The sequence below is a fragment of the Streptosporangium sp. NPDC004631 genome, assembly GCF_053601935.1.
The window spans coordinates 286882-304016 of sequence record NZ_JBSGCR010000002.1 but is presented as its reverse complement, the minus strand read 5'-3'; the positions used below and the strand labels follow the sequence as shown (position 1 = coordinate 304016).

The window sequence follows — 17135 nt, the reverse complement described above, 5'->3', positions numbered from 1 at the left end:
TCCCGGTCGCCCGCGCCGCCGTTCAACGGGCACCCCCGTCGGTACGGCCCCACCAGTCACGGAAGGACTCGGGGGGAATGTCAGGGATGTCACGGGTGTCGGTCCAGGCGGAGAGCGAGCCCGGCAGGCGCCGGGGAGCGAACCGGCGCAGCCGGGCCCCCAGCCGTTCGGCACGTCCCAGCCGCCCCGGGTCGCCGAGCACCCAGCCGACGGCGCGCATGCCCAGGCGCTCGGCCCGTGGATGAGGCGCCCTGCCCCGCAGGTGGACCAGGACCTCGGGGATGTCGATCGCCACCGGGCAGGCGTCGAAGCAGGCACCGCAGAGCGTCGAGGCGTACGGCAGGGAGGCGTCCAGCTCCGAGGTCATACCGCGCAACTGCGGGGTGAGGATCGCGCCGATCGGGCCGGAGTAGACCGAGCCGTAGGCGTGACCTCCGGCGCGCTCGTAGACGGGACAGACGTTCAGGCAGGCCGAGCAGCGGATGCAGCGCAACGCCTGCCGGCCGACCTCGTCGGCGAGGACCCCGGTGCGGCCGTTGTCGAGCAGGACGAGGTGGAACTCCTGCCCCTCGACCGCGCCGGTCCAGGTGGAGGTGTAGGGGTTCATCCGCTCGCCGGTGGAGCTCCTGGGCAGCAGCTGGAGGAAGACCTCCAGGTCCCGCCAGCCCGGCAGCACCTTCTCGATGCCGACCACGCTGATCAGCGTCTCGGGCAGGGTCAGGCACATCCGGCCGTTGCCCTCGGACTCCAGCACCACCAGCGTGCCGGTCTCAGCGATCATGAAGTTCGCGCCGGAGATCGCGACCTTGGTGGACAGGAAGCGTTCTCGCAGGTGGATCCGGGCGGCCTCGGCCAGGGCAGCCGGATCGTCGGTCAGCCCGTCGGGGGCCGCACGTCCCCAGGCGGCCATCCTCCACCGGAAGATCTCGCGGATCTCCGCACGGTTACGGTGGATCGCGGGGACCAGGATGTGCGAGGGCAGGTCGTCGCCGAGCTGCACGATCAGTTCGGCCAGGTCGGTCTCGTAGGCGGTGACGCCCTCGGCGGCGAGTGCCTCGTTGAGGCCGATCTCCTGGGTGGCCATCGACTTGACCTTGACCACACTGGTCTCCCCGGTCGCCTTGACCAGCCCGGCCACGATCCGATTGGCCTCCTGGGCGTCGGCCGCCCAGTGCACGTGCCCGCCCGCCCCGGTGACCGCCTCCTCCAGTTGGAGCAGGTAGCGGTCCAGGTTGCGCAGGGTGTGGTCCTTGATCTGGCTCCCCGCGGTCCGCAGCTCCGCCCAGTCGGGCAGCTCGGCGACCGCGGAGGCCCGCTTGCCGCGGATCGTGTGCGTGGCCCTGCGGAGGTTGAACCTGAGCTGGGAGTCCTGTACGGCCGCCGCCGCGTTCACCGGGAAGGCCGGCATGCCGAGGAAGGTGCCGCCGGTCATCGGACGGGCTCCGTCGCGGCGAGGATCTCGGCGAGATGCATGGTACGGATCCCGGCGCGCTGGCGGCTGAGGGTGCCGCCGATGTGCATCAGGCAGGAGTTGTCCGCGGCGCAGAGCACCTCGGCACCGGTGGTCGCGACGTTGTGCACCTTGTCGGCGCACATGGCGGCGGAGATCGCCGGATTCTTCACCGCGAAGGTGCCGCCGAAGCCGCAGCACTCGTCGGCGTCGGGCAGCGGGACCAGCTCCAGCCCCCTGACCTGTTCCAGCAGCCGGGCGGGGCGGTCTCCCAGGCGCAGGCCGCGCAGGGAGTGACAGGTCGGATGGTAGGTCACCCGATGCGGGAAGTAGGCGCCGACATCGGTGACTCCGAGAACGTCCACCAGGAATTCGGAGAGTTCGTACACCCTGGGCGCCGTCTCGGCGACCGCGTCGGCGAACGAGCCGGCCGTGCCGGAGGAGACCGTCGTGCCCGTGGGGACACCTCCGCCGTCGGAGGAACCGGAGCCGTCGGAGGAGGCAGGGCCGGAGGAGGAACCGACGAGGGAAACGGCGGGGGAAGCGGCGGAGGGGGCGGCGCCGAGACCGAGATCGCGGGCCAGCTTCGGGTACTGCTCGCGGACCATCGCGGCACATGATCCGGACGGCGTGACGACCGCGTCGTATCCGGCGAAGACGTCCACGAAGTGCCGGGCCAGTCGCCCACCCTCCCGGGGGTAACCGGTGTTGACGTGCATCTGGCCGCAGCAGGTCTGGGCCGGGGGAAACTCGACGGCGCAGCCGAGGCGGCGCAGCAGTGTCACGACCGCCCGCCCGGTGCCGGGGAACAGCGTGTCGTTCACACACGTGATGAACAGGGCGACGCGCACGGCGCTCCTTCCGCCATCTGGTCAGGCCACTGTACGAGCCGCGACGCTCGCCTCCGTCCGGGGCACCGGTCTGCCGGTCGTGACCGGCGCCCCGGAGCCGGTGTCACGAGCGCCGTGGGACGGGGGTCGGGGCCGGGAGGACGAGTGTGGGCGGCTGGACGGAGTCGGCGGAGCGGCAGGTCGGCCCGGAGCAGGCCACCAGCGCGTCGAGCTGCTGGTTGAACTGGGCGATCACCGCGGGCGGGACCCTGACGGCGAGGTTGGAGAGCTGGTAGGGGTCGGTGAACACGTCGTAGAGCTGGTACTCGCCGGTCGAGTAGCGGACGAAGGTGTACCGGGCCGTCCGCATGCCCTGGTAGGCGGGGACCGGCGTCTGGCGGGCCGAGCTCGGGTTGAGCGGACGGTAGAACTCCAGCAGCACGTTCTGGCGCCAGGAGGGCGGGGTCTGGCCGCGCAGGAGCGGGAGCAGGGATCGGCCCTCGGCGAAGCCGGGGAGCCGGGCTCCGGCGAGCTGGGCGAAGGTCGGGGCGATGTCCACGGTGGCGGCCATGTCGCCGACGAGTCCACCGGCCCGGACGCCGGGCCCCCGGACCAGGAACGGCACCCTGATCGACTCGTCGAACGGGGTCGTCTTGCCCTGGGCAAGACGGTGCTGGCCCAGGTGGAACCCGTTATCGGAGGTGAAGAAAAGGTAGGTGTTATCAAGCTTCCCGGTGACACGCAGGGTCTCGATCAGGGAGCCGACCATGTCGTCCACCCCGAGCATGGCCCTCAGTCTGCGGCGGTAACGCTCGTCGATGCCCTCGATCGTCCGGTCGCTGAACCTCTCGCGCGAGCTCAGCCAGCGGGGCTCGGCGCTCACGTCCGGCTGGTCGAAGGAAGGGGGCCTGGGGGCGGTGACGCCGGTGAAGGCGTCGCGGTACCGGGCGGCGCAGTTGGCCGGGTTGTGCGGGGCGATGGGGGCGAGATACAGGAAGAACGGCTCGTCGCCCGCCTGGGAGACGAACGCGTCGGCCTTGTGGCTGAGCACGTCGGTCAGGTAGTCGGTGTCCGCGGAGCCGTAGGCCCTCAGCAGGCCGTTCTCGTTGAGCGTGTAGTCGTACTCCTTGTAGAGCCTGCGCACCGGCACGTCCCACTCGTCCCAGCCCTGCGGCACGTAGGTGGGGTCGGTCGCGCCCCCGGGGTAGTGGTTGAGGTATTTGCCCATCAGCCCGGTGCGGTAGCCGGCCGACTGCATCCAGGTGCCGAGCGTGGAACGCTCCAGTCCGGAGTTGTAGAACTTGGTGAAGCCGCCCTCGGGGGCCGTGTTGGTCAGCACGCCGTGGCTGTGAACGTACTGGGAGCGCAGAATCGTCGAGCGGGACGGGCAGCACCAGGAGTTGGTCACGAAGAACCGTTCGAAACCGGTGCCTCCCCCGGCGAGTTCGTTCCAGATATTAGGAAATTTCCGTAGATCGCCTGCTTCCAGATCGTCGACGAGGATGAACACGATGTTGGGCCGTTCAGCCGCCCCCGCCACCGCGGGAACGAGTCCCGGAGCGCCGAGGGTACACAGCAGAACCAGGCACAGGACCTTGCGGACAGCATTAAGCACAAGCTCACGTTTCCCAGAAGGCCGAATCTCGACACCTCCCCTCCGACCAGCCAATATGGAACGCGTTCCAACCGTATCCCAGGCTTCGGACCCCGGTCGGGACCGCCTGCCACAGACGCCGGCGTGACGCCTTCCGGGGGCCGGGACGACGCCCCGCCGTGCCCCCGGCCGCACCCGGCCCCGCTCGTCGAGGTGCCGGGGACGCCGCCGGGCGGCCGGGGGTGGACCGCGCGGGAGCCCTCAGTCCGGGCGGGGTACCGGATTGGCCGTGACCGAGCGGAGCAGCGGCCTGCTCGTCGCCCCCGCCCCCAGCACCCCGGCGAAGCCGAGTGCGACGCAGACGAGCAGGGTGATCGCCCCGGAGACGTTCATCGCCGAGAAGGCGAACGGGACGGCACAGAACACGCCGATGGCGATGGCGCCGCCGCCCATGACGGTCAGCGGAATGAGGGTCTCGGCGCGGCGGGCCCCATCCAGCACCTCCAGCGGGGTGCCCGCCAGCCTGAGCAGGGCGTAGGTCTGCCTGCGATCCAGAATCGAGGAGGCCGCGGTGATCCCGGCGCCGAAGATCGCCACCAGGAACGAGACGGCGAGCACGATGACCGTACCCGTGCCGATGTCCTCCATCGCCTGGAGATCGGCACGGTCTTCGTCGACGGCCGTGGTGGCGCTGCGCCCCGGCACCAGGCCGTCGAGCGCGGTGCGCGCCCGATCCGTCGACCCGGCGTCCCGCCCGCGGAGGGAGGTGACGAGCACCCTGCTCCGGCCCTCGTCCCGGATCTCGACCGTGGCCGGCACGCCCGCGGCGGACAGGCGCTCACGCGCCTCGGCTGCGACCTCGGTCACCCTGGACGAGGGGACGGACAGGCGCAGGGCCGCGGCGTCCGCCGGGGCGGACAGTTCGGCGGCCGGGCTGAGCAGGCCGATGAACCCGGCCACGAACCCGGTCATGGCGACGCCGCTCACGGTACGCCAGGCGGCCTTGGGATCGTCCACCAGGCGGCGTCCGGCCAGCAGCCCGGCCGGCCTCCGGGCCGTCCTCGCGACGATCCGGCCGAGCATGCCGACCACCCACGGACCCGCCAGGTTGATGGCGAGGAAGGCGAGGCCCAGGACGACCGCGATCACCCCGGCCGCGCTCCCCACCCCGAGCGTGGGAACCACGGCGAGGATCGCCAGCAGCGCGACGACCCGGACGAAGCGCAGCGCCGGAGGCGTCTCCCGCCGGGCGACGCCGAGCGGGCTGACCACGACCCTGCGCAGGCCCACGATCGCCGACAGGCCGACAAGCAGCGGCACCCCCACCAGCACGGCGAGTACGGCGAGCACTCCGGGCCACAGGTCGGAGAGGAACCAGGCGCTCCCGGCGATCTCGATTCGGGTGAGCGGCGGAATGGCCAGGGTGTACAGCAGCGCCCCGATCACGGCCCCGCCGAACGAGGTGATCACCGCCTCCACGGCGGTCATCCCCACCACCTGACCGGGGGTCGCGCCCACCAGGCGGAGCGCCGCCAGGCGCTGGTCCCTGCGGGCCACGGTCAGCCTGGCCGCGGCACCGCCGAACACCAGCAGGGGCACGATCATGAGCATGCTCCCGATCAGGGCGAGCACCTTGTAGGCCTCGGCGTCGGCCGTCGGCCGCCCGGTGAAATCGGAGATCCCGGTGGGTGCGACAGCGGACCCCTCATGGCTCGCCTCCGCGGCGGCCGGCACCGGGGAGTCCGGCACCAGGGAGTCCGGCACCAGGGAGTCCGGCCGCTGCCCGCGGACCACGACCAGCTCGTCCGGATGGACCAGGGACGCCTCGTCGATCGTCCCCGCCGCCTTACCGGAGAACCGGGCGGCCAGCCGGTCGGGCGGCAGCTCCTTCACAAGCCGTGCCAGCTCCGGGGAGAACCAGACCTCGCCCGGCGCGGGAAAACGATCCAGACCGGGCGGCGGGGATGTTCCCGGCCGCAGCGCCGCCACGTCCACGACGGTGATCGGCCGGTCGTCCACATAGTCCCTGTGTACGGCCTCGACCGCCACCGCGCCGGCCTTGGCCGCGACCGGGTTGCGCCACGCCCCCCGGTCGGCCCGGCCCTGGAAGGCGAGGTTGGCCGTCACGGCGAACAGCAGCAGACCGGTGGACACCGCCACGGCCGCCACGGTCAGCCCGGCGCCGAGGAGACCGCGGCGGCCACCGCCGCGCAGCAGCCGCCAGGCCAGGCCCGTCAGCCCGCTCATCCCACCGCTCCGGGAAGGGCCTGAGTCTCCGTACCCCGCGCGCCCGGCGTGGGCTCCGGATCCCACGCTCCCAGGCCAGCGGACGGCCGAGGGCCGGAGGGGCCGGGGACGATCCGGCCGTCGCGGACCTCGACCACGCGGTCGCACCAGCGGGCCACCTGGGGATCGTGGGTGACGACCACCAGGGAGGCCCCGTTGCGTTTGGTGGCGTCCACCAGCAGGCGCATGGTGTCGTGACCGGTGGTCTGGTCGAGGGCGCCGGTCGGCTCGTCAGCGAAGATCACAGCGGGCCGGGTGACCAGGGCGCGGGCGATCGCCACCCGCTGCGCCTGGCCGCCGGAGAGCTCACCGGGACGGCGGCTCTCCATTCCGCCGAGTCCGAGCGGGCCGAACCACTCGCGGGCCTGCCGTACGGCGTCGGCCCGGGAGACGTTCCCGAGCATGAGCGGCAGCGCGACGTTCTCCTCCGCCGGAAGCTCGGGCAGGAGCTGGCCGAACTGGAACACGAACCCGAACCGGGTACGGCGCAGAGCGCTGCGCTCGCCCTCCCGCATGGCGTCGATGCGCCGGCCGAGCAGGTGAACCTCGCCCGCGTCCGGTTTCATGATCCCGGCGAGACAGTGCAGCAACGTCGATTTGCCGGAGCCGGAAGGCCCCATGATCGCCAAAGCCTCGCCGGGCCGGAGGGCCAGCCCGACCCCGTCCAGAGCCACGGTCGGGCCGAACCGCTTGACCAGGCTGATTCCTTCGAGAACGACATCCATGGCGAGACCCTCTCGCGCGGGGACGTCACGGCGGATCGGCCGACCGTCCGATCCGGCGGCGGCGGCATCGGCCAAAAGGCGGAAAGGCGAAAGGTCAAAAGCCCGACATCCTGGACCGGGCTGGCAGAATCGACCGCGTGACGATTCGGGTGCTCATCGCTGATGACCAGGAGCTGGTACGGACCGGTTTCCAGATGATTCTGGACGCCCAGGCGGACATGGAGGTCGTGGCGACCGCCGCGAACGGCGCCGAGGCGGTCGAGCACGCGCGCAGGCTCCGTCCGGACGTGTGCCTGCTCGACATCCGGATGCCCAGGCTGGACGGGCTGGAGGCCACCCGGCTCCTCTCCGGGCCCGGAGTGCCCAATCCGATGAGGGTGGTCATCGTCACCACCTTCGACCTGGACGAATACGTGTACGGCGCGCTGCGCGCGGGAGCCACCGGATTCCTGCTCAAGGACAGCGGGCCGACGCTGCTGATCGAGGCGATCCGGGCGGCCGCGGCCGGTGACGCGCTGGTGTCGCCGTCGGTGACGGTACGGCTGCTCGAACACCTGGCCCACCCCAGGATCGGTACCGCCCGGCCGCCCAGCGAACCGCTCACCGAGCGCGAGCTGGACGTCGTCCGCCTGGTGGCCAGGGGGCGGACCAACCAGGAGGTCGCCGCCGAACTGTTCGTCTCGCTCTCCACGGTCAAGACCCATCTGGGGAGCATCCAGGTGAAACTCGGCGCGAGGAACCGGGTGGAGATCGCGGCCTGGGCCTGGGAGTCGGGTGTGGTCGGCTGACCGGCCCGGCCGGTGTGATCCGTCCGGCGCGGACGGCCTGACCGGAGGCGGGCGAGCCGGAAGGCGGTAGGAGGACCACGGGGATCACCGGGACTACGGGGACCGGTGTGATCAGCGGGTCGACGTGGTCGGCCGGTCGTCCGAACGACCTGGTCAGCCATTCGGTGAAACTGATTAGCAAAGGGGTCAACGGGATAGAAGAAGGGCAGGTTCTCCAGCGCATGCCGGGGGGAGATTCACATGCGCTTCGTCTCGTCTCTACCGAGAAGGTCAGCCACGGCCGTCCACGTGGCGCTGAGCGTCCAGGTGCTCGCGACAGCCGCCCTGGTGATGTTCGAACAGGCCCGGGGCCGGCGGCTGGCCCGGGAGATCTCGGCGCTCGGCGGTGACCCCCACGCCCCCGGCGCGCAGGCCGTCGTCGGCGCGGTGACCGTCTTCGCCGTCCTCATGATGATCATTACCGTGACGCTGATCGCGACCGCGGCGGCCTATCTGACCTGGCTGATCCAGGCTCGGCAGAACGCGGCCCACCCCGGGGCGTCGGCGCTGCCGACGCTGGCGGCCTGGCTCGTGCCGGGGGTCAACCTGGTCGTCCCGCCGGTGCTGCTGTATCGCCTCTGGTGGGCCTCACGCCCGCCGGCCGACCGCCACGGCCGCTGGGTCGCGCTGCTCGCCGCCTGGTGGCTGAGCTGGCTGACCACGCTCGCCCTGATCCTGGTACGGCTGCCGCTCCACGCCACCCCCGGGGACGCGAGCCTCACCGGCCTCGGCCCGGTCGAGCTGACCGCCGTCACGGTCTCCGCCCTGCTGTGCGGGGCGACCGTCCGGCAGATCACCAGGATCCAGACCGCCGGCGCCCGCCGCCGCGGGGCCGGGTCGGACAGGATCACACCGCGGGCCATCTCGAAGATCTTCACGAGGCGGGCGGCTGCGCGGCAGGTCCATCCGGCCGGGCGGTGACACCCCCCGGACCGTCAGTCCCACGACCTCATCAGCAGCCAGCCCTCGCCCGCGGTGTCGAAACGGAGCTCATAGGTGCCCAGCCGGTCGCCGGGGTCGGCCTCGACCTTCCAGAACCGGCGTTCGCCGGGGTCGCCCTCGGAGATCTTCCACCACTCTCGCGAGACGACCCACTCGTCGAGCACCCGGCGCACGGCGTGGAGCCGGTCACGCCAGACGAACTGGACCGGCCTGCCGCCACGGGTCCAGACCTCGATCGGGTCTCCGTGAAGTCTGCTCAAGACGCCTCTTCTCCCCACGGTGTCGAGATGGGAACCCGGGGGAAGACGGGCACAGTCCGTCGAACATACGTTCCCACGGCGCCGGGCGCAAGTCCCCTCCCGTCACACCGGTGGCCCGGCGTCCGCGAGTACCGGGGTGTTCGAGCGCGGCGGGGGCATCCCGCTGTTCCGGCGTCCGCGCAGCCGCGTGTACCGGGACCGCCACGCGGTCACCGGCGCCGGACGTCACCCCGCACGGCACCGGCCGCCCGCCGCCGGGGCATTCGACTGATCGGTACGCGGCCGGGGACGATCGAAGCACCAATCGAGCCAAGGAGTTCAGCACGATGCGCGCCATAGTCGTCTCCGCCACCGGCGGCCCCGAGGTCCTGACCTGCACCGACCACCCTGAGCCGGAGCCGAACCCCGGGGAGGTGCTGATCGACGTCGCCGCCGCCGGCGTGAACTTCATCGACGTCTACCACCGGATGGGCCGCTACCCGCTCTCCCTGCCCTTCGTCCCCGGAAACGAGGGCGCGGGCACCGTCGCCGCGGTCGGCGAGGACGTCCGGGGCGTCTCGGTGGGCGACACCGTGGCCTGGGCCAACGTCATGGGCAGCTACGCCGCCAAGGCCGTGGTGCCGGCCACCCACGTGCTCTCCGTACCCGAGGGGATGACGGCGGAAGTCGCGGCGGCCGTCACCCTCCAGGGGCTGACCGCCCACTATCTGACCCACTCCACCTACCGGGTGAAACCAGGCGACAACGTGCTGGTGCACGCCGCCGCCGGAGGCGTGGGCCTGCTGCTCGTCCAGATCGCCAAACTGCGCGGCGCCCGGGTGATCGGCACGGTCTCCACCGAGGAGAAGGAGGAGCTGGCCCTCGCGGCGGGTGCCGACGACGTTCTCCGCTACGACGGCTTCGCCGACGCGGTCCGCGACCTGACCGGCTCCGGCGCCCACGTCGTCTACGACGGCGTGGGCGCCCCCACCTTCGACGGGAGCCTCGCCTCACTGCGCCCACGCGGCATGATGGTCCTGTACGGCCAGGCCGGAGGCCCGGTGCCCCCCGTCGACCCGCAGACCCTCGCCAAGGGCGGCTCCCTCTTCCTGACCCGCCCCTCCCTCGCCCCCTACCTCGCCACCCGCGACGAGCTGGCCTGGCGGGCCTCCGACATCTTCGGCTGGGTGGCCTCGGGAGAGCTCAGGGTCCACATCTCCCGCCGCTACCCCCTGGCCGAGGCGGCCCAGGCCCACCGGGATCTGGAGGCCCGCCGTACCACCGGCAAGCTCCTCCTCCTGACCTGACCCCTCCGGGGCTCCCCGAGCACGGCCACCGGCCTCGGTGTCATCGGGGGCAGGACATCGTCCGAGGCGGGGATCGTCGGATGCGAGGGCTATCGGAGGCGGGGGTCATCGGCGAGGGAGGACGGCCAGCCCAGCAGCCGTGCCCCCAGCACCGCCGTCTCCAGCGTGAACCGCTGGGTGGGGTCGTCGGGTGAGAACCCGGTGAGACGGCGGATGCGCTCCAGCCGATAGGTCACCGCCCGGGTGCTGAGACCGAGCCTTCGGGCGGCGGCGGCCTGGTTGCCCTGGGAGGCGAAGACGGCCTCCAACGTGCCGAGCAGCGGCTCCGGGCCGCCGCGCGCGTCCAGCAGGGGGCTGAGCACGGTCGTCACCAGATCCTCGATGGCCGCGCGGTCCCGCAGGAGCACCGGAAAGACCAGCAGGTCCGCGGCTTTGAGCACCGGCGCCCGCAACTCCAGCCGGTCACCGAGCTCGATCGCGTTGACCGCCTCCCGGTAGGAGGTGACCACCCCGCCGGGCCCCCGGTGAGGCCGCCCCAGGCCGACCCGCCAGCCGGGGAGGAACATCTGCCGCACATGGTGGGTGAACTCCCCGACGGCGACGGTGAGGGCGCCGGGGACCACACACACGAGCACCCCGCCACGGACCGTGACCAGCACGTTGTGCGAGCCGAACCGGCCGACCATCGCCTCCTCGATCCGCCGGGCGGACAGGTCGGCGTCCGGGTCGCCCACGACGACGGCGACGCCGGAGGCTGGGGCGCCGACGCCGGGGGCGCCGGGGGCGGGCACGGCGCCCGTGGTACCGGCCGGCCGGGCGACCGCGACCAGGTAGGTCTCCGCGAGGCGGAGGCCGAAGTGCTCGGCCCGTTCGGCGAGCCTGTCGGCCCGGCCCTGGAGCAGGTCGTCCACGAACTCCCGGCGGGCGGCCTCCTCATGGCGCAGGGCCAGTCGCTGAGCGTTCTCGTGACCCTCCATCAGCGCGGAGACCAGGCGTTTCAGGGCCGGGAGCGAGATCGGGCCGGTGGATCCGGCCGTCTCCAAGGCGGACTCGACCAGCACCCGCACCGGAACTCCCTGCTCGGCGGCCCGCGCGCCGACGGCCCGGCAGTCGTCCAGCTCGGCCCGGACGGGCAGCCTGCCGGTGGCGGCCACCTGCCGGAGCGTCCGGAGCCGGCCGCCGAGCAGCTCGTCCATCAGACTCCTACGTCACGGCGATCGAAGGTGACCATCGCGACCAGCACCAGCACGACCGTCGCACCCGCCAGGACACCGTAGTCCCCGAAGGGGAACCCCTGGTAGAGGGGTTTGCCGTCCAGGTAGTAGTGGAACGGCGAGAGCGGGCGCAGCCAGGAGATCGCGGCCACGTCGCGGCCCAGGGTCTCCACCGCGTAACCGCCCACCGCCCACACCCCGCTGACCGCCAGGGCCGGCCCCTTGCGCCCGGTGGCCGCGCCCACGGCCACCGTCAGCGTGCCGAAGAACAGCACCAGGAGGCAGAGCCCGACGTGCGCGGCGACGATGTTGCCCAGAGGCACGCCCATGTCGACCGCCGAGGCCATCCCCGCGACCAGCGCGAAGGTGACCAGCCCGATGGCCAGCAGGCCAAGGGCCGGCGCGGCGAGCCGCTCCAGCACCAGCCGCCTGCGGTCGATCGGCAGCGTGATGGTGAGCTCCAGCGTCCCCGCCTCCTCCGGCTGGGCGATCGCCCGGTTGCCGAGGGTGACCGCGGACATGATGAACAGCAGCGGGCCGAACAGCTGGTACGCCATGACCTGGAGGTATCCGGCACCGCTCGTGAGGTCCCCCAGCCCGCCCATCAGGTCCTTCAGCGCCCCCGGATACTTGGCCGCCATCGCCTGGCCGTACAGGTCGGGGTTACTCGCTATGGACGGGTAGATCGACAGATAGAGCAGGAGGAAGGCGCAGATGCCGACCGTCCAGCCGATCAGTGCCCGCCGCTGGTCACGCAGGCTCTTGGACACGAGCGCGGGCATGGCGCGCCTCCTCATCGCTGTAGTAGGTCAGGAAGATCTCTTCGAGGTCGGGCTCCGCGCTGGTCATGTGCACCACGGTGAACCGCGCCGCGGCCTTGATCAGCGCGTCCGGCCGGCCGTCGAGGGTGCACCGCACGTTCGCCCCCTCCGCCCGCAGGTCCCGCACACCGGGCAGGTTCTCGAACGCCTCGCGGGGAACGGGCGCGTCGAAGTGGAACTCCACCCGGCGCACCGCCTTCTCCCGCAGCGCGGAGACGTCCTCCACCGCGACCAGCCGGCCGGCACGCACGATGCCGACCCGGTCGGAGACGTTCTCGACCTCGGCGAGCACGTGGGAGGACATGAGCACGGTCCGTCCCGAGGCGCGGACCTCGCGGACCATGGCCAGGAACTCCTGCTGCACCAGCGGATCCAGGCCGCCGGTCGGCTCGTCCAGGATCAGGAACTCCGGCTCGTGCATGAACGCCTGGATGAGCCCCACCTTCTGCTTGTTGCCCTTGGAGAGTTTGCCCATGGGCACGGAGAGATCGGCCTCCAGCCTCTCGGCCAGCCCCTCGATCCGGTGTTTCGGCACACCGCCCCGGACCTCGCCCAGAAAGGCGAGATAGTCGGCCGCCTTCTCCCTGCCCTCCAGGACGAGCTCCCCCGGCAGGTAGCCGATCCGGGCGCGCACCCCCGCGTCACGGGGATCCAGGCCGAGCACCGTGATCCGGCCTCTGGTCGGCCGGATCACGTCGAGCAGCAGTCTGATCGTGGTTGTCTTACCCGAACCGTTCGGGCCGAGGTACCCGAACACCTCTCCGGGGTGAATCAGGAGGTTGAGATCCTCCAGTCCCCGGCGCTTACCGTAGAACTTGGTAAGCCCCTCGGTCTGCACCACCGCTGTCATGCCCTCGATCGTGCCTGTTCGCGCCCCGCCCGGACCATGACCGGACCCCGACAGTTGGCCGCCCGTTCGTTGCCCGATTCCGGAACCATCCGGCGCCGACCCCGGCGGGGAGCGGGACCGGAGAGACCGGAGAGACCGGCTCCCTACCAGTCCTGGGAGAGACCGGACATACGGCGCAGATACTCGTCCTCGTCGATCTCCCCCGCCGCGTAGCGGCGCCTGAGGATCTCGCGCGGCTCGTCGGCGGCGGGGCGCCTGTCCGCCCTGGAGGCGCGGAGCAGCAGGAAGGCGCCGACGATCACGGCCAGGACGAGAAGGGGGAAGAGCAGCCGGATCATCGTTCACCTTCCATGGGGTTACCGCGGGAAATCCACTTCACCGTAAGAAACCACGTTTCTACCGTGGAAGGCCACGGGAGAAGTCCGGCGCCTCGCGCGAAGCACCGCCGGGAGGCAGGATCGGCAGATCCCGGGGAGCCCCGTCCCTCAGGAGCCTGAGCAGGGCTTCGGTGTCCACATGCCGCTCGATCAGGTCACCCAGGGCGTCCAGCCGCTCCTCGCGCAGCGCGGCGAAGGAGACGTCCGGGGCGGGGGTGAAGTCACGGCCGGAGACGGCCGCCACATCGGCCAGGAACGCCCGGCGGAAGTCGTCGTTCTCCAGCGCCCCGTGCCAGGTGGTGCCCCAGACGGGCCCGGACCGGCAACCGTCCAGGAAGGGGTCGCCGCCCTCGGCCGTCACGACGCCGTGGTGGATCTCGTAGGCCGCGACGCGGCAGCCGTACGCGCTGCCGACCGGGCGGCCCAGCGTCTTCTCGGCCCCGAACTCCACGGTCGCGGGCAGCAGTCCCAGCCCCTCGACCCTCCCGGCCCCGGACTCGACGTCGTCGTGGATGGTCCGGGCGAGCATCTGGTAGCCCCCGCAGATGCCCAGCACCGCCCGGCCGCCCAAGGCGTCGGCCAGCCCGGAGGCACGCAGCCAGGCCAGGTCGGAGACGGTGGCGCGGGAGCCCGGCAGCACCACCAGGTCGGCGTCGTCCAGCTCCGCCGGGGAGGTCACGAAGCGGACCACCACCCCGGGCTCGGAGACCAGGGCGTCCACGTCGGTGAAGTTGGAGATGCGCGGCAGCCTGACCACCGCGACCCGCAGGCTCTGCCCGCCGTACGGCGGGCGCGTCCCGGCGGCGGGACGGTTGTCCAGGGCGAGGGAGTCCTCGACGTCCAGCCAGAGGCCGTTCAGCCAGGGCAGCACGCCGTAGACCCGGCGGCCGGTCAGACCTTCGATCATGTCGAGACCGGGTTCGAGGAGCTCCCGCGCCCCCCGGAACTTGTTGATCACGAAGCCCGCGATCAGCGCCTGGTCGGCGGGTTCCAGCAGGGCCACGGTCCCGTACAACGAGGCGAAGACCCCGCCCCTGTCGATGTCTCCGACCACGATGACCGGCAGCTCCGCGGCACGGGCCAGTCCCATGTTCGCGATGTCGCCCCTGCGCAGGTTGATCTCCGCCGGGCTGCCCGCACCCTCGCAGACCACCACGTCGTAGGAGGCGCGCAGCCGCTCCAGCGCGTCCACGGCGACCTGCCGGAGCCGGTCCTTGACGTCCCAGTACTCCATCGCGTCGACCTCGGCCATCGGCCTGCCCATGACCACGACCTGGCTGCGCCGGTCACTGCCCGGCTTGAGCAGGATCGGGTTCATGTCCGCGGTGGGCTCCAGGCCGCAGGCCGCGGCCTGCACCGCCTGGGCCCGGCCGATCTCGGCGCCGTCGGCGGTGACGAAGGAGTTCAGTGACATGTTCTGCGCCTTGTACGGCGCGACCTTCACACCCCGCCGGGCGAGCCAGCGGCAGATCCCCGCCGTGACAACGCTCTTGCCCGCGTCGGAGGTGGTCCCGGCGACCAGCAGCGCCCCCTTCACCCGCACACCACCGGGCTTCCCTGCGACGGCGACGGCGACGGCACACTCGGCGGATCGGCAATCATGATGACAGCATGACGCGCGGCACGCCGTACCGCGCGTCCGGGGCACACCGGCCGTCACATCGGCCACCGCACGACCGGATCGCCTACCGGCGCGGCCCCCGGAGCGCGACCAGTACGGCCAGGCCCGCCGCGGCGACGCCGACGGCCCGCGCCAGCCGTACGGAGCGGCGGATGTCCACGGTCTCCGGCTTGCGCCCGTCCCCCATCTCGGGCCGGTGCTCCACCCGGTCGCCGTAGACGTTGACCCCGCCCAGCGTGACGTCCAGCGCCCCGGCGAAGGCCGCCTCGCAGCGGCCCGCGTTGGGGCTCGGGTGACGGTGGCCGTCCCTGCGCAGTACGGCCACCGCACGCCGCGCCGAACCCTCCACCACAGGGGCGCCGAGGGCCGCGAGCAGGCCGGTGATCCGGGCCGGGACAAAGTTGACCACGTCGTCCAGCCGGGCCGCGGCCCAGCCGAAACGTTCGTAGCGGGGGCTGTGATGACCGACCATCGCGTCCAGCGTGTTGATCGCCCGATAGGCCAGCAGCCCAGGGACCCCGGCCACCGCCCCCCAGAACAGCGGGGCCACCACGGCGTCGGAGGTGTTCTCCGCGATCGACTCGACGGTGGCCCTGGCCAGCTCGGCCGGCTCCAGCAGGGAGGGGTCGCGCCCGCACAGGTGGGAGAGCCTGCCCCGGGCCCCGGTGAGGTCGTCGGCCTCCAGGAACTCCGCCATGGCCACGCCCTCGCGCCCCAGCGTCGTGCCGCCCAGCACCGCCCAGGTCGCCACGGCGCTCAGCGCCCCCCGCAGCACGGGGCTCCCCACCCGGGTCACGGCCAGCCCGAGCAGCGCCACCGGGCCGACGCAGAGCCCGACGTGGAGGACCCCGGCCGGCCGGGCGTCGCCGTACACGCGTCTCTCCAGCACAGCTGCGGCCCGGCCGAACAGGGCCACCGGATGCCCACGCCGAGGGTCGGCGAGCAGGGCGTCGGCCACGACCCCGGCGAGCATCCCCACCGCCTCGGCCCGCCCCGGCGCGCAGCGGCCCCACGCCCGCCCGAACCCGGTTCGCCGGTCGGTCCGCTTAGATGAGATGGGCATGCAGTTCGTCCTGGTTGGTTTCGAGCCAGGCACAGGCCCGGCGGATGCGCGCTCCAGCCCCGTTCTCCCACATACGGGCCCAGCCTCCGCCGATGGTCACGGCCCTGGTCCGCATGGCGTGGTACGAACGGTCGAAGCGGAGCCGGGCGAGGTCCAGAAGACGGCGGCGGTCGCGTGCCGCCAGGCCGTACGCGTCACAGAACACCCGCAGCCGGGGACCGACCTCCAGAGAGCTCTGGAGCGGCTCCAGATCGACCGGATCGGCGATCGGAGCCCAGTGTCGCAGGGCGGTCACCACGTCGAACAGCCGGGTCGTCGGCCGGGCCATGTCAAAGTCGATCAGCGCGGCGGGGAGCCCGTCACGGAAGATCACATTGTCGAGGTTGATGTCACAGTGACCGATCAGCTCCGGAGCCGCGTCGTCGTTGGACCCGGCCTCCCATACGGCGCGCGGCGGCGGGACGAACCCCATCGAGGCATCGTGAAACCGCCGTACGAGCATCGCCAGGGCGGCCAGCGACCCGTCGGTGACCGCGTAGGCGGGCAGCGGCCTGGGCGCGGAGACACCGTCGACGTAACTCAGAATCTCCCGTCCCCGCCCGTCCACCCCCACCACCCGGGGCGCGCCGTCGAACCCGGCCGCCTCAAGATGCCGCAGCAAGGCGTGCACCGAGCGCGTGGAGGACCGGCAGGGCCTGCGGACGGTGTCCCCGACCCGCACCACCCCGGCGGTCACGTCACCGCCCACCAAAGGGATCTCCTCGTGCTGGACGGTGGCGACGAACATGGCATACGAGCCTAGACCGATCCGCGCGCCGAAAAGAACGGTTCAGGTTGCCCCCCCGGAAGCCCCCGCCCCCTCTCCACAGGACCGGCCATCCCTCGGTTGCACCGGTCCGCCGCCCCGCTCCCCAGGCGTCGCCGACGGAGTGATGGCGATGCCGAGCGGACCTCCCTCGGGTACACTTCCCAGGCCACCATCACCGCCA

Annotated in this window: 16 protein-coding genes; 3 read left to right on the top strand and 13 right to left on the bottom strand. The window is 72.1% G+C overall.

Annotated features, from left to right (window positions below; genetic code table 11):
- Positions 1-22: 22 nt before the first annotated feature.
- The 5 genes from ACWEF2_RS03000 to ACWEF2_RS02980 form a co-directional block, all read right to left on the bottom strand.
- Positions 23-1432, bottom strand: a complete 1410-nt coding sequence (locus ACWEF2_RS03000; protein ID WP_453811324.1) for a lactate utilization protein B — start codon at positions 1430-1432, stop codon at positions 23-25.
- Positions 1429-2301 (bottom strand): (Fe-S)-binding protein, encoded by an 873-nt coding sequence (locus tag ACWEF2_RS02995; RefSeq protein ID WP_453811323.1) that lies wholly within the window; start codon positions 2299-2301, stop codon positions 1429-1431. The genes ACWEF2_RS03000 and ACWEF2_RS02995 overlap by 4 nt, the downstream gene beginning before the upstream one ends.
- Before the next feature lie 103 nt (positions 2302-2404).
- Entirely contained in the window at positions 2405-3895 is a 1491-nt protein-coding gene (locus tag ACWEF2_RS02990) for a sulfatase family protein (RefSeq protein ID WP_453811321.1), read from the bottom strand.
- 240 nt (positions 3896-4135) lie between these two features.
- On the bottom strand, positions 4136-6121 hold the full coding sequence (locus ACWEF2_RS02985) for an FtsX-like permease family protein (RefSeq protein WP_453811319.1): 1986 nt from the start codon (positions 6119-6121) through the stop codon (positions 4136-4138).
- Positions 6118-6885, bottom strand: coding sequence for an ABC transporter ATP-binding protein (locus tag ACWEF2_RS02980; protein ID WP_453811318.1), 768 nt, complete (start codon positions 6883-6885; stop codon positions 6118-6120). The genes ACWEF2_RS02985 and ACWEF2_RS02980 overlap by 4 nt, the downstream gene beginning before the upstream one ends.
- 137 nt (positions 6886-7022) lie before the next feature.
- Between ACWEF2_RS02980 and ACWEF2_RS02975 the strand changes: the two genes are divergently transcribed.
- Positions 7023-7673, top strand: coding sequence for a response regulator transcription factor (locus ACWEF2_RS02975; protein ID WP_355599233.1), 651 nt, complete (start codon positions 7023-7025; stop codon positions 7671-7673).
- Between the two features lie 240 nt (positions 7674-7913).
- Positions 7914-8633: a DUF4328 domain-containing protein gene (locus tag ACWEF2_RS02970; RefSeq protein WP_453811317.1), complete on the top strand. Its 720-nt coding sequence runs from the start codon at positions 7914-7916 to the stop codon at positions 8631-8633.
- Positions 8634-8647: 14 nt separating this feature from the next.
- Here the strand turns inward: ACWEF2_RS02970 and ACWEF2_RS02965 are convergent, their stop codons facing one another.
- On the bottom strand, positions 8648-8914 hold the full coding sequence (locus ACWEF2_RS02965; protein WP_355599235.1) for a DUF6504 family protein: 267 nt from the start codon (positions 8912-8914) through the stop codon (positions 8648-8650).
- A 326-nt stretch (positions 8915-9240) separates the two neighbouring features.
- On the opposite strand from ACWEF2_RS02965, the gene ACWEF2_RS02960 reads away from it, so the two are divergent.
- The gene (locus ACWEF2_RS02960; RefSeq protein WP_453811316.1) at positions 9241-10200 is read left to right on the top strand and encodes a quinone oxidoreductase family protein; all 960 of its coding nucleotides are present in this window, start codon (positions 9241-9243) and stop codon (positions 10198-10200) included.
- Positions 10201-10289: 89 nt separating this feature from the next.
- On the opposite strand, the gene ACWEF2_RS02955 is transcribed toward ACWEF2_RS02960, so the two are convergent.
- The 7 genes from ACWEF2_RS02955 to ACWEF2_RS02925 form a co-directional block, all read right to left on the bottom strand.
- Positions 10290-11396, bottom strand: a complete 1107-nt coding sequence (locus ACWEF2_RS02955; RefSeq protein ID WP_453811315.1) for a PucR family transcriptional regulator — start codon at positions 11394-11396, stop codon at positions 10290-10292.
- A complete protein-coding gene (locus ACWEF2_RS02950) occupies positions 11396-12196 on the bottom strand; it encodes an ABC transporter permease subunit (protein WP_453811314.1) in 801 nt (266 codons plus the stop codon). The genes ACWEF2_RS02955 and ACWEF2_RS02950 overlap by 1 nt, the downstream gene beginning before the upstream one ends.
- On the bottom strand, positions 12165-13085 hold the full coding sequence (locus ACWEF2_RS02945) for an ABC transporter ATP-binding protein (protein WP_453811313.1): 921 nt from the start codon (positions 13083-13085) through the stop codon (positions 12165-12167). The genes ACWEF2_RS02950 and ACWEF2_RS02945 overlap by 32 nt, the downstream gene beginning before the upstream one ends.
- A 143-nt stretch (positions 13086-13228) precedes the next feature.
- Positions 13229-13423 (bottom strand): SHOCT domain-containing protein, encoded by a 195-nt coding sequence (locus tag ACWEF2_RS02940; RefSeq protein WP_453811312.1) that lies wholly within the window; start codon positions 13421-13423, stop codon positions 13229-13231.
- Between the two features lie 58 nt (positions 13424-13481).
- On the bottom strand, positions 13482-14999 hold the full coding sequence (locus ACWEF2_RS02935; RefSeq protein ID WP_453811311.1) for a cobyric acid synthase: 1518 nt from the start codon (positions 14997-14999) through the stop codon (positions 13482-13484).
- 148 nt (positions 15000-15147) lie between these two features.
- Entirely contained in the window at positions 15148-16146 is a 999-nt protein-coding gene (locus ACWEF2_RS02930; RefSeq protein WP_453811310.1) for a cobalamin biosynthesis protein, read from the bottom strand.
- The gene (locus ACWEF2_RS02925) at positions 16130-16933 is read right to left on the bottom strand and encodes a phosphotransferase enzyme family protein (protein WP_453811309.1); all 804 of its coding nucleotides are present in this window, start codon (positions 16931-16933) and stop codon (positions 16130-16132) included. Before ACWEF2_RS02925 ends, ACWEF2_RS02930 begins: the two co-directional genes overlap by 17 nt.
- Positions 16934-17135 lie beyond the last annotated feature (202 nt).

What these genes read in the sequence shown, in the direction of transcription:
- ACWEF2_RS02930 (WP_453811310.1), bottom strand. Translation starts at nt 16,146, where the DNA reads ATGCCCATCTCATCTAAGCGGACCGACCGGCGAACCGGGTTCGGGCGG.
- ACWEF2_RS02955 (WP_453811315.1), bottom strand. Translation starts at nt 11,396, where the DNA reads ATGGACGAGCTGCTCGGCGGCCGGCTCCGGACGCTCCGGCAGGTGGCC.
- ACWEF2_RS02940 (WP_453811312.1), bottom strand. Translation starts at nt 13,423, where the DNA reads ATGATCCGGCTGCTCTTCCCCCTTCTCGTCCTGGCCGTGATCGTCGGC.
- ACWEF2_RS02960 (WP_453811316.1), top strand. Translation starts at nt 9,241, where the DNA reads ATGCGCGCCATAGTCGTCTCCGCCACCGGCGGCCCCGAGGTCCTGACC.
- ACWEF2_RS02985 (WP_453811319.1), bottom strand. Translation starts at nt 6,121, where the DNA reads ATGAGCGGGCTGACGGGCCTGGCCTGGCGGCTGCTGCGCGGCGGTGGC.
- ACWEF2_RS03000 (WP_453811324.1), bottom strand. Translation starts at nt 1,432, where the DNA reads ATGACCGGCGGCACCTTCCTCGGCATGCCGGCCTTCCCGGTGAACGCG.
- ACWEF2_RS02970 (WP_453811317.1), top strand. Translation starts at nt 7,914, where the DNA reads ATGCGCTTCGTCTCGTCTCTACCGAGAAGGTCAGCCACGGCCGTCCAC.
- ACWEF2_RS02925 (WP_453811309.1), bottom strand. Translation starts at nt 16,933, where the DNA reads ATGTTCGTCGCCACCGTCCAGCACGAGGAGATCCCTTTGGTGGGCGGT.
- ACWEF2_RS02945 (WP_453811313.1), bottom strand. Translation starts at nt 13,085, where the DNA reads ATGACAGCGGTGGTGCAGACCGAGGGGCTTACCAAGTTCTACGGTAAG.
- ACWEF2_RS02950 (WP_453811314.1), bottom strand. Translation starts at nt 12,196, where the DNA reads ATGCCCGCGCTCGTGTCCAAGAGCCTGCGTGACCAGCGGCGGGCACTG.
- ACWEF2_RS02980 (WP_453811318.1), bottom strand. Translation starts at nt 6,885, where the DNA reads ATGGATGTCGTTCTCGAAGGAATCAGCCTGGTCAAGCGGTTCGGCCCG.